This window comes from Brevundimonas sp. ZS04 (genome assembly GCF_001956865.1).
Lineage (GTDB): Bacteria > Pseudomonadota > Alphaproteobacteria > Caulobacterales > Caulobacteraceae > Brevundimonas > Brevundimonas diminuta.
The window spans coordinates 41717-52822 of the sequence record NZ_MTHE01000001.1; the positions used below are offsets into that span (position 1 = coordinate 41717).

The following is an 11106-nucleotide window of genomic DNA, read 5'->3' on the forward strand; positions in this document are numbered from 1 at the left end:
AACCATGGGCGCGCCTTTCGACTTCGATGCGACGGTCGTGGGCGCGGGGGCTGTGGGGCTGGCTTGCGGCCGGGCGCTGTCGCGACGCGGCCTGACGGTGCTGGTGCTGGAGAAGGAGCCGCACATCGGCCAGGGGGTCTCCTCGCGCAATTCCGAGGTGATCCACGGCGGGCTCTACTATCCGACCGGCTCCCTGAAGGCGAAGTTCTGCGTCGAGGGAAGGCGCGCCCTCTATGACTTCCTGGAAAGCCGCAAGGTCGATCATTGGAAATGCGGCAAGCTGGTCGTGGCGACCGAGGAAGCTGAGGTCGAACGCATCGAGGCCATCTTCCAGCAGGCCACGACCAACGGTGTTGAACGGCTCGAGCATCTGACCGGCGCCCAGGCGCGAGCGCTGGAGCCGGAGTTGAACGCTCACGCCGCCATTCTGTCGCCCGAGAGCGGGGTGTTCGACAGCCACGGCTATATGCTGGCCCTTCAGGGCGAGATCGAGGACGCGGGCGGCGCAGTCGTCATCTCGGCGCCGTTCGAGGGGGCGGAACGCCTGCCAGGCGGAGGATTCTCCATCCGTGTGGGCGGGGAGGGGGCGATGACCCTGACCAGCCGCCTGCTGGTCACGGCGCCCGGCCTGTCGGCGCAAGAGGTCGCGGCGCGAATCGAGGGCTACCCGACGGCAGACATTCCCGCGCGCCATCTAGGCAAGGGAATCTATTTCCGCCTGACAGGACCGGCGCCGTTCGACCGCCTGATCTATCCGCCGCCGATTCCCGGCGCGCTGGGCACCCACTACCGCAAGGATCTGGGCGGGCAGGGCGTGTTCGGCCCCGACCTGGCCTATGTCGAGACCGAGGACTATTCGGTCGATCCGGCCAAGGCGGAAGAGTTCGCCCGCTATATCCGCCGTTTCTGCCCCGGCGTAACGGTCGAGCGGCTGACGCCCGACTATGCCGGCATCCGGCCCAAGCTGCACGGGCCGGGCGAACCGCAGCCTGACTTCCAGCTTCATGGCGCAGCGAATCACGGAATGGAGGGGCTGATGGCGCTGTTCGGCATCGAAAGTCCCGGCCTAACGAGTTCGCTGGCTATCGGCGAGGCCGTGGCGCAAAGCCTGACGGCCGGGGTTTGACGCCTGTTCCGTCAGTCTGCGTCGAGACCCTTGAAATCGGTTGCGTCTTCATGCATAAGCCCGCCCTCGCGTGGCGGCTCTTATCGGGGGGCCGCCGCTGTTGTTTTCGCGTCTTCACCGGCGCACCGACTTAGAGATTGAGACGGACATGGCCGTTCCGAAGCGCAAAGTATCCCCCTCGCGTCGCAACATGCGTCGTGCTCATGACGCCCTGGGCGCCAACACCTATGTCGAAGACAAGGACACCGGCGAACTGCGTCGTCCGCACCACATCGACCTGAAGACCGGCATGTACAAAGGCCGTCAGGTTCTGACCCAGCAGGAAGACTAAGTCTTCCTCTGGCGATCCGGCTTCGGTCGGGCGCAAAAATTCAGCGGCGCGCGAGTTTCTCGCGCGCCGTTTTCGCATATGCCGCCCCAGCTTCGCCTGTGGCGATTTCAGCGGGTCTGGTCTAAACCGACCCCACCTTTTCCAACTCAGTCAGAGCGCAGAGTTTCATGACCGATATCGTCGACATCGTCGCCCGCCAGATTCTCGACAGCCGGGGCAATCCGACGGTCGAAGTGGACGTGATCCTGGAAGACGGCAGCTTCGGCCGCGCGGCGGTGCCGTCGGGCGCCTCGACCGGCGCGCACGAAGCCGTTGAACTGCGTGACGGCGACAAGGACATGTGGGGCGGCAAGGGCGTCGAGAAGGCGGTCGACGCCGTCAACGGCGAAATCTTCGACGCCCTGTCCGGCATGGACGCCGAGGATCAGCGCCGCATCGACGAAGCGCTGATCGAGCTGGACGGCACCGAGAACAAGTCGCGCCTGGGCGCCAACGCCATGCTGGGCGTCTCGCTGGCCGTGGCCAAGGCCAGCGCCATCTCGGCCGGTCTGCCGCTACACCGCTACATTGGCGGCGTCTCGGCCCGCATTCTGCCCACGCCGATGATGAACATCATCAACGGCGGCGCCCACGCCGACAACCCGATCGACATCCAGGAATTCATGATCATGCCGACGGGCGCCGAGAACTTCTCGGAAGCCCTGCGCATGGGCGCCGAGATCTTCCACGCCCTGAAGAAGGCGTTGAAGGACGCCGGTCACAACACCAACGTCGGCGACGAGGGCGGCTTCGCCCCGAATCTGGCCTCGGCTGACGAAGCCCTGACCTTCATCACCAAGGCGGGCCAGGCGGCCGGCTATCTGGCGGGCGAGGACTTCCACCTGGCGCTGGACGTCGCCTCGACCGAATTCTTCAAGAACGGCAAATATGAGCTGACCGGCGAGGGCAAGTCCTTCGACGCCGAGGGCATGGTCAACTACCTGGCCGATCTGGTCGAACGCTTCCCGATCGTCTCGATCGAGGACGGCTGCGCAGAGGACGACTTCGACGGCTGGAAGCTGCTGACGGACCGTCTGGGCGATCGCGTGCAACTGGTCGGCGACGACCTGTTCGTGACCAACCCGCGCCGTCTGGCCGCAGGCATCGGCGAAGGTCTGGCCAACTCCATTCTGATCAAGGTCAACCAGATCGGCACCCTGTCCGAGACCCTGGACGCCGTCGATATGGCGCACCGCGCGGGCTACACCGCCGTGATGTCGCACCGTTCGGGCGAGACCGAAGATTCGACCATCGCCGACCTGGCCGTGGCGACCAACTGCGGTCAGATCAAGACCGGCTCGCTGGCTCGTTCGGACCGCACGGCCAAGTACAACCAGCTGCTGCGCATCGAAGAGATGCTGGGTGATCAGGCCGCCTATTTCGGCGACGGCATGCTGCTGAAATAAGCCGCATCACGAAGATGTGCTGGACGCCGCCTCCGAACCTCGGGGGCGGCGTTCGCAATTACGGCCAAGCTACGGTTCGTTAGGCATTTTCGGTCACTGATAGGTCACCGTGTTTATGCGCGCTCAGAAGGAGCTTCCGCCGTGCCCGAGCAGATGAAGCCCTATTTGCCGACCGTCCTGCTGTTGCTGCTGATCGCCTATCTGGGCGTACAGGCCCTGACGGGTGAACGCGGCCTGCTAAGCGGCGGTGAACGCGACGCTTTGCTGGCGCAGCGCCAGACCCAGCTGATGCGCCTGGCCGAGCAGCGTCAGGATCTGGAAGTCCGCGTTCGCTATCTGCGCACCGAGAGCCTGTCGAAGGATCTGCTGGAAGAACGGGCGAGGGCGGTGATCGGCTTTGCCGACCCGCGTGACTATGTGGTCCGCCTGAACGGCCCGGCCGGCCACAACCCTGACGCGACGCGCGCCTCCTGAACTATTGTTACAGCCCGGTCGGCTGCTTTGCGTTTCGGGAACGAAGGCTGCTAAAGCCCCTTTCCGTAACGATAAGAGTCCCTGATACAGGGGTGTAAGCCGGGAGATGCCGGATGGCGAAAGCCGCCGCTCAGAAAAACTCGCCCAGCGCGGGCGACAAGATTCCGAACACGCCTCAGGCTTCCAAGGAAGACCTGCTGCGTTTCTATCGCGAGATGGTCCTCATCCGCCGCTTTGAAGAGCGCGCGGGCCAGCTGTACGGCATGGGCCTGATCGGAGGCTTCTGCCACCTGTACATCGGTCAGGAAGCCGTGGCCGTCGGCGTTCAGGAGAGCGTCAAGCAGGGCTACGACAAGATCATCACGGGCTATCGCGACCACGGCCACATGCTGGTCGCGGGCATGGACCCGAAGGAAGTCATGGCCGAGCTGACGGGCCGTATCGGCGGATCGTCTAAGGGCAAGGGCGGGTCGATGCACATGTTCGACGTGCCGACCGGCTTCTACGGCGGTCACGGCATCGTCGGCGCCCAGGTGGCGCTGGGCACGGGCCTGGCCTTCGCGGGCAAGTACCGTGGCGATGACTCGGTCAGCTTCGTCTATTTCGGCGACGGCGCCTCGAACCAGGGGCAGGTCTACGAGAGCTTCAACATGGCCCAGCTGTGGAAGCTGCCGGCCATCTACATCATCGAGAACAACCAGTACGCCATGGGCACGAGCATCGAACGCTCGTCGTCCACGACCGAACTGTATCAGCGCGGCGCCAGCTTCGGCATCCCGGGCGAACAGGTCGACGGCATGGACGTCCTGGCCGTGCGTGACGCCGCCGCCCGCGCCGTGGCCCGCGCCCGCGCCGGCGAAGGCCCCTATATTCTGGAAGTGAAGACCTACCGCTATCGCGGCCACTCCATGTCCGACCCGGCCAAATACCGGACCAAGGAAGAGGTGGACGAGGTCAAGAAGACCCGCGACCCGATCGACCACCTGAAGATGCTGCTCGCCGCCGCCAAGGCGACCGAGGACGAGTTGAAGGCGATCGACAACGAAGTGAAGGCCATCGTGGCCGAAGCTGTGCAGTTCGCTCAAGAGAGCCCTGAGCCGGATGCGTCCGAGCTCTACACCGACGTCTACGTGGAGGCCTGATACGTGACGGACATTCTGATGCCGGCGCTGTCTCCCACGATGGAAGAGGGCACGCTGACCAAGTGGCACATCAAGGCTGGCGATGTCGTGTCGGCCGGCCAGGTGATCGCCGAGATCGAAACCGACAAGGCGACGATGGAAGTCGAAGCCGTCGATGAAGGCGAAGTGCTGGAAATTCTGGTGCCGGAAGGCGCTGAGAACGTGAAGGTCAACACGCCGATCGCCCGCCTGGCGGGCGAGGAGGGGGCTGCGGCTCCGGCACCCAAGGCGGACGAGGCGCCCAAGGCTGAACCCGCCAAGGTCGAAGGCGCGCCCGCCGACGCCCCGGTCAAGCCTAAGGTTGAACTGCGCGACCCGGAAATCCCCGCCGACGCCAAGCTGGTCAAGACCACCATCCGCGACGCCCTGCGCGACGCCATGGCCGAGGAAATGCGCCGCGACGAGGCTGTCTTCCTGATGGGCGAGGAAGTCGCCCAGTATCAGGGGGCCTATAAGGTCAGCCGCGACCTGCTGCAGGAATTCGGCGACCGTCGCGTGGTCGACACCCCGATCACCGAGCACGGCTTCGCCGGCCTGGGCGTCGGCGCCGCCATGGCGGGTCTGAAACCCATCGTCGAGTTCATGACGTGGAACTTCGGCATGCAGGCCATCGACCACGTGATCAACTCGGCGGCCAAGACCCTGTACATGTCGGGCGGCCAGATCCGTTGCCCGATCGTGTTCCGCGGCCCGAACGGCGCCGCCGCCCGCGTGGCGGCCCAGCACAGCCAGGACTATTCGGCCTGGTACGCTCAGGTTCCGGGCCTGAAGGTCATCGCCCCCTATGACGCCGCTGATGCGAAGGGCCTGCTGAAGGCCGCCATCCGCGACCCGAACCCGGTCGTCTTCCTCGAGCACGAGATGATGTACGGCCTCGAGTTCGACGTGCCGGACGTCGAGGACTACGTCGTGCCGATCGGCAAGGCCAAGGTTCGTCGCGAAGGCACGGACGTCACCATCACGGCGCACAGCCGCATGGTCGGTTTCGCCCTTCAGGCCGCTGAAAAGCTGGCCGAAGAAGGGGTCTCGGTCGAGGTCGTCGACCTGCGCACCCTGCGTCCGCTGGATCACGAAACCATCGTCGAAAGCGTCAAGAAGACCAACCGTCTGGTCTCGGCCGAAGAGGGCTGGGGTCCGATGGGCGTCGGCGCCGAAGTGGTGGCGCGCGTGATCGAACACGCCTTCGACTATCTGGACGCTCCGCCGCTGCGCGTGCACCAGGAAGACGTGCCGCTGCCCTACGCCGCCAACCTGGAAGCCCTGTCCCTGCCGGGCGTCGACAAGATCGTCGCCGCCGTGAAGAAGGTGATGGCATGACCGATATCCTGATGCCCGCCCTGTCTCCGACGATGGAGGAGGGCGTCCTGGCCAAATGGCACGTCAAGGTCGGCGACACCGTCGCGGCGGGCGACGTCATCGCCGAGATCGAGACCGACAAGGCGACGATGGAAGTCGAAGCCGTCGATGAGGGCGAAGTGCTGGAGATTCTGGTGCCGGAAGGCGCCGAGGGCGTGAAGGTCAACACGCCGATCGCCCGCCTGTCCGGCGACGCCGTGGCGCCTGCGCCCAAGAAGACCGAAGCTCCGGCCGAAGCGACTAAGGCGGAAGCGCCTAAGGCTGAGGCTCCAAAGGCTGAAGCGGCGCCCGCTCCGGCCGCGCCGAAGTCGGACGACGGCGGCCGCATCTTCGCCTCGCCGCTGGCGCGCCGTCTGGCCGCCCAGGCCGGTCTGGATCTGAAGACCGTCAAGGGCACCGGCCCGCACGGCCGCATCGTCAAGCGCGACGTGGAGGCCGCAGGCAAGGGCGGCGCTCAACCGGCCGCCGCCGCGACGACGGCTGCATCCGCCGCAGAGCCGCGCAAGGCCCTGTCGCTGGCGCAGATGGGCATTCCGGACGGCAGCTACGACCTGATCCCGCTGGACGGCATGAAGAAGGCCGTCGCCCGCCGCATGGTCGACAGCGTGCAGAACGTGCCGCACTTCCCGCTGTTCATCGACTGCGAGATCGACCAGCTGATGGCCGTTCGCGCCAAGGTGAACAAGATGCTGGAGCCGCAGGGCGTCAAGGTCTCGGTGAACGACTTCGTCATCAAGGCCGCCGCCCTGGCGCTGAAGATGGTGCCGGAGGCGAACGCCTCCTACACCCCCGAAGGCATCGCCATGCACCACAACGCCGACGTCTCCATGGCGGTGGCGATCGACGGCGGCCTGATCACCCCGATCATCCGCAAGGCCGAGACCAAGGGCCTGGCCCAGATCGCGACCGAGTCCAAGGACCTGGCCAAACGTGCGCGCGAGCGCAAGTTGAAGCCGGAAGAGTTCCAGGGCGGCACCTTCTCCGTGTCCAACCTGGGCATGTTCGGCATCAAGCAGTTCACCTCGATCATCAATGAGCCGCAGGGCTGCATCATGAGCGTGGGCGCCGGCGAACAACGCCCGGTCGTCAAGGACGGCCAGATCGTGCCGGCCACCGTCATGACCGTGACCCTGACCTGCGATCACCGCGTGGTCGACGGCGCGACGGGCGCCCGCTTCCTGCAGGCTTTCAAGCCGCTGATCGAAGATCCCGTGGCGATGTTGGCGTAAGGGAGGAGAGGGGTCATGACCTCGGTCTATGACTTCTCCGCCCGGGCCATTGATGGCGCGGACGTGTCGCTGGACCGCTTTCGCGGTCAGGCGTTGCTGATCGTCAATACGGCGTCCAAGTGCGGCTTCACCGGTCAATACGACGGGCTGGAGAAGCTGCACCGCGACTTCGCCGACGCGCCGTTCGAAGTCCTGGGCTTTCCCTGCAACCAGTTCGGCCAACAGGAGCCGGGGAGGGCGGCGGAAATCGCCGCCTTCTGCGCCAGCAGCTTCGACGTGACCTTTCCCTTGTTCGACAAGATCGAGGTCAATGGGCCGAACCGGCACCCGCTCTATGCCTGGTTGACCAAACAGAAGCGCGGCTTCCTGGGCTCCCAGGCCATCAAGTGGAACTTCACCAAGTTCCTGACCGACCGCGAAGGCCGCGTCATCGCGCGCTATTCGCCCCAGACTGAACCCGAGGCCATCAAGGCCGACATCGAGAAGTTGATCTGATCATGGCCCAAGAATTCGATCTCGTCGTCATCGGCTCGGGCCCCGGCGGTTACGTCGCGGCCATCCGCGCCAGCCAACTGGGCCAGAAGGTCGCCATCATCGAGCGCGAGAACCTGGGCGGCATCTGCTTGAACTGGGGCTGCATCCCGACCAAGGCCCTGCTGAAGTCGGGCGAGAAGTTCGAGAGCCTGTCGCACCTGAAGGACTACGGCCTGTCCGCCTCGGGCGCGTCGTTCGACTTCGACGCCATCATCCAGCGCTCGCGCGGCGTGGCCAAGCAGTTGAATCAGGGCGTCGGCTTCCTGATGAAGAAGAACAAGATCGAGGTCATCGAAGGTTCGGCCAAGCTCGAGAAAGGCGCCGCCGCCCCGAAGGTCGTCGTGGCTCTGAAGGCCGGCGGCTCGCGCACGATCGAAGCCAAGACCGTCATGCTGGCCGTCGGCGCCCGCGCTCGCGCCCTGCCGCAGATCGGGCTCGAGGCCGACGGCGACAAGATCTGGGCGTACCGCGACGCCCTGGCGCCGAAGAAACTGCCTAAGACCTTCGTGGTGATCGGCTCGGGCGCCATCGGTATCGAATTCGCCAGCTTCTACCGCGCCCTCGGCGCCGAGGTGACGGTCGTGGAAGCCGTCGACCGCATCATGCCAGTCGAGGACGAAGAGGTCTCCAAGGCCGCCCAGAAGGGCTTCGAGAAGCGCGGGATCAAGTTCAAGCTCGGCGCCAAGGTGACGAAGGTCTCCAAGGATTCCAAGGGTGTGAAGGTCGATCTTGAGGTCAACGGCAAGACCGAAAGCCTGGAGGCTGAGGTCTGCATCTCGGCTGTCGGCATCACCGCCAACACCGACGGCATCGGTCTGGAGGCGCTAGGCGTCGAACTGGACCGCGGCCACATCAAGACCGACAGCCACTGCCAGACCAATGTGAAGGGCCTGTACGCCATCGGCGACTGCGCGGGCGCGCCCTGGCTGGCGCACAAGGCCTCGCACGAAGGCATCCACGCCGCCGAACACATCGCCGGCTACAAGACGCCGAATGTCCATTCGCCCATCGCCGGCTGCACCTACGCCCAGCCGCAGGTCGCCTCGGTCGGGGTGACGGAGCAGGGCGCCAAGGCCGAGGGCCGCGAGGTCAAGATCGGCCGCTTCCCCTTCAAGGTGAACGGCAAGGCCATCGCGGCGGGCGAGACCGAAGGCTTCGTCAAGGTCATTTTCGACGCCAAGACCGGCGCCCTGATCGGCGCCCACATGATCGGCGCCGACGTCACCGAGATGATCCAGGGCTACGTCACCGCAATCACCATGGAAGCGACCGAGGAAGACATCCACGGCATCGTCTATCCGCACCCGACCATGTCTGAGGCCATGCACGAGGCCGCGCTCGACGCCTATGGCCGCGTGATCCATATCTAGGGCGGTTGTTAGAAAATCTGAACTGTGGCTAAGAGGAGCGCTCCTCCCCATGGTTCGGATTTTCCATGATTGTCGCGCCTGACGTCCTCGGCCTGATCGGCAACACGCCTCTGGTGCGCCTGAAACGCGCGTCTGAGGCCACGGGTTGTGAAATTCTGGGCAAGGCCGAGTTTCTGAACGTCGGCGGTTCGATCAAGGATCGCGCCGCGCTCAGCATCATCCGCGCGGCGCGCGCCTCGGGCGCGTTGAAGCCCGGCGGCACGATCGTCGAGGGCACGGCGGGCAACACCGGCATCGGCCTTGCGCTGGTCGGGGCGGCGTTGGGCCATCCGGTCGTCATCGTCATGCCGCGCACCCAGACGGAAGAGAAGAAGCGCGCCGTCCGCCTGCACGGCGCCCGTCTGATCGAGGTGGATCCTGCGCCCTTCGCCAGCCCGAACCATTTCGTCCATTTCTCGCGCCGTCTGGCCGAGGAACTGAACGACAGCGAGCCGAACGGCGCCTACTACGCCGATCAGTTCGACAATCTGGCCAACCGTCAGGCCCACTATGAAGCCACCGGGCCCGAAATCTGGAAGCAGACCGACGGCCGCGTCGACGGCTTCATCTGCGCCGTGGGTTCGGGCGGGACATTGACCGGAACCACGACCTATCTGCGCGAACAGAACCCGGCGCTGAAGATCGGTCTCGCCGATGTGCCGGGCGCCTCGCTCTACAGTTGGTTCACCGAGGGCGTGCTGAAAGGCGAGGGCGGTTCGGTCGCCGAGGGGATCGGCGTCAATCGCATCACCGGCAATCTGAACGGCCTGTCGGTCGATCACGCCTATCGGATCGAGGATGCGGAATTCCTGCCCATCCTGTTCGACCTGGTGCGAGAGGAGGGGCTGTCCCTCGGTCCGTCCAGCGGGGTCAACATCGCCGGCGCCATCCGCATGGCGCGTGATCTCGGTCCCGGCCATACCATCGTGACCGTGCTGTGCGATGCGGGCCAGCGCTACGCCAGCAAGATCTACGACCAAGCCTTCCTGAACGCGCGCGGCTTGCCGACGCCTGACTGGATCGGTCGATGACCCGCCGCAAAGAGATCGCCGTCGAAAGTCGGATTCCGCCGCTCAACGCCCTGAAGGCGTTCGAGGCCGCCGCACGTCGCCTGAACATCACACGCGCCGCCGAAGAGCTGTCGGTCACGCCAGGCGCCATCAGCCAGCAGATCCGCATCCTAGAGGAACACGCCGGCGCGCCGCTGTTCCACCGCGAAGGCCGTCAGATCGCCCTGACCGAGCTGGGCGCTGAACTCTATCCCTTGCTGCGTGACGGCTTCGACTATCTGAAACGGGCAGGGGATCTGCTGTATCGCCCCGATCGCCGTCACGCCCTGGCGGTCAGCGTGCCGCCGTCCTTCGCCTCAAAATGGCTGGCGCCGCGCATCGCCCGTTTCACAGCCGCGCACCCTGAGATCGAGGTGTGGATGTCCGCCGACATGCGCCTCGCCGACGTCAGCGGCGGCCGGGTTGATGTGGCCGTTCGTTATGGTCGGGGCGACTATTCCGGGGTGCGATCCGAAAAGCTGCTTGACGCCGACGTAACCCCGGTTTGCGCTCCGTCGTTAACCATGGGCGGGAACGCCTTACGCCGTCCGGCGGACTTGGCGCATCATGCCTTGATCCACCTGCGTCCCAGTGAGCTGGAGGAACCGCGTCCGGACTGGGCGGCCTGGTTCAAGGCTCGTGGACTGACGAGCATCGACGCCCAGTCAGGGCCGCGCTTTGATCAGACCGCGTTGGCTATTGAAGCGGCCGCGCACGGCCAGGGCGTGGCCTTGGCGCCGTTTGCTTTCGTGGCGGGGGATCTGGCGTCCGGTCGCCTGGTGGCGCCTTTCGCCGACGGCGCGCTGAGCACGGCGCTGGCTTATTACGTACTGATCAAGCGCAGCGGCGCGTCAACGCCCGCCCGAGCCTTCGCCGCCTGGCTCAAGGAAGAGGCGAAAGCCGCCGCAGACGCGAGCGTCGATGATCTGTGAGGCGATGTTCGATTTATCGCCTAAGATATATTATGCGAAG

11 protein-coding genes are annotated in these 11106 nt (G+C 65.4%); all 11 read left to right on the plus strand.

The genetic code is table 11. The annotated features are described in order from the left end of the window. Nucleotides 1-4 precede the first annotated feature (4 nt). The 11 genes from BJP32_RS00215 (at nt 5) to gcvA (ending at nt 11066) form a co-directional block, all read left to right on the plus strand. On the plus strand, nt 5-1126 hold the full coding sequence (locus BJP32_RS00215; protein WP_076222448.1) for an NAD(P)/FAD-dependent oxidoreductase: 1122 nt from the start codon (nt 5-7) through the stop codon (nt 1124-1126). Nucleotides 1127-1274: 148 nt separating this feature from the next. After that, nucleotides 1275-1457, plus strand: coding sequence for a 50S ribosomal protein L32 (rpmF, locus tag BJP32_RS00220; RefSeq protein WP_040345353.1), 183 nt, complete (start codon nt 1275-1277; stop codon nt 1455-1457). Between the two features lie 167 nt (nt 1458-1624). Beyond that, entirely contained in the window at nt 1625-2902 is a 1278-nt protein-coding gene (eno, locus tag BJP32_RS00225; protein WP_003164875.1) for a phosphopyruvate hydratase, read from the plus strand. Between the two features lie 153 nt (nt 2903-3055). Beyond that, nucleotides 3056-3376: a septum formation initiator family protein gene (locus tag BJP32_RS00230; RefSeq protein WP_076222450.1), complete on the plus strand. Its 321-nt coding sequence runs from the start codon at nt 3056-3058 to the stop codon at nt 3374-3376. Between the two features lie 113 nt (nt 3377-3489). Continuing rightward, nucleotides 3490-4518 (plus strand): pyruvate dehydrogenase (acetyl-transferring) E1 component subunit alpha, encoded by a 1029-nt coding sequence (pdhA, locus tag BJP32_RS00235; RefSeq protein WP_003164877.1) that lies wholly within the window; start codon nt 3490-3492, stop codon nt 4516-4518. A 3-nt stretch (nt 4519-4521) separates the two neighbouring features. Further along, complete coding sequence (locus tag BJP32_RS00240) at nt 4522-5874, plus strand: pyruvate dehydrogenase complex E1 component subunit beta (protein ID WP_076222452.1); 1353 nt, start codon at nt 4522-4524, stop codon at nt 5872-5874. Next, nucleotides 5871-7142 (plus strand): pyruvate dehydrogenase complex dihydrolipoamide acetyltransferase, encoded by a 1272-nt coding sequence (locus tag BJP32_RS00245; protein ID WP_076222454.1) that lies wholly within the window; start codon nt 5871-5873, stop codon nt 7140-7142. Before BJP32_RS00240 ends, BJP32_RS00245 begins: the two co-directional genes overlap by 4 nt. 15 nt (nt 7143-7157) lie before the next feature. After that, nucleotides 7158-7637, plus strand: a complete 480-nt coding sequence (locus tag BJP32_RS00250; protein ID WP_003164879.1) for a glutathione peroxidase — start codon at nt 7158-7160, stop codon at nt 7635-7637. Nucleotides 7638-7639: 2 nt separating this feature from the next. Further along, nucleotides 7640-9046 carry a dihydrolipoyl dehydrogenase gene (gene lpdA, locus BJP32_RS00255; protein ID WP_076222456.1) on the plus strand — a complete coding sequence of 469 codons (1407 nt, stop codon included), beginning with the start codon at nt 7640-7642 and terminating at the stop codon, nt 9044-9046. 65 nt (nt 9047-9111) lie between these two features. Continuing rightward, nucleotides 9112-10116, plus strand: coding sequence for a cysteine synthase A (locus tag BJP32_RS00260; protein WP_046654015.1), 1005 nt, complete (start codon nt 9112-9114; stop codon nt 10114-10116). After that, complete coding sequence (gcvA, locus tag BJP32_RS00265; RefSeq protein ID WP_076222458.1) at nt 10113-11066, plus strand: transcriptional regulator GcvA; 954 nt, start codon at nt 10113-10115, stop codon at nt 11064-11066. Before BJP32_RS00260 ends, gcvA begins: the two co-directional genes overlap by 4 nt. Nucleotides 11067-11106 lie beyond the last annotated feature (40 nt).

Coding starts and splice junctions, on each gene's coding strand:
- BJP32_RS00215 (WP_076222448.1), top strand. CDS start 5: ATGGGCGCGCCTTTCGACTTCGATGCGACGGTCGTGGGCGCGGGGGCT.
- rpmF (WP_040345353.1), top strand. CDS start 1,275: ATGGCCGTTCCGAAGCGCAAAGTATCCCCCTCGCGTCGCAACATGCGT.
- eno (WP_003164875.1), top strand. CDS start 1,625: ATGACCGATATCGTCGACATCGTCGCCCGCCAGATTCTCGACAGCCGG.
- BJP32_RS00230 (WP_076222450.1), top strand. CDS start 3,056: ATGAAGCCCTATTTGCCGACCGTCCTGCTGTTGCTGCTGATCGCCTAT.
- pdhA (WP_003164877.1), top strand. CDS start 3,490: ATGGCGAAAGCCGCCGCTCAGAAAAACTCGCCCAGCGCGGGCGACAAG.
- BJP32_RS00245 (WP_076222454.1), top strand. CDS start 5,871: ATGACCGATATCCTGATGCCCGCCCTGTCTCCGACGATGGAGGAGGGC.
- BJP32_RS00250 (WP_003164879.1), top strand. CDS start 7,158: ATGACCTCGGTCTATGACTTCTCCGCCCGGGCCATTGATGGCGCGGAC.
- lpdA (WP_076222456.1), top strand. CDS start 7,640: ATGGCCCAAGAATTCGATCTCGTCGTCATCGGCTCGGGCCCCGGCGGT.
- BJP32_RS00260 (WP_046654015.1), top strand. CDS start 9,112: ATGATTGTCGCGCCTGACGTCCTCGGCCTGATCGGCAACACGCCTCTG.
- gcvA (WP_076222458.1), top strand. CDS start 10,113: ATGACCCGCCGCAAAGAGATCGCCGTCGAAAGTCGGATTCCGCCGCTC.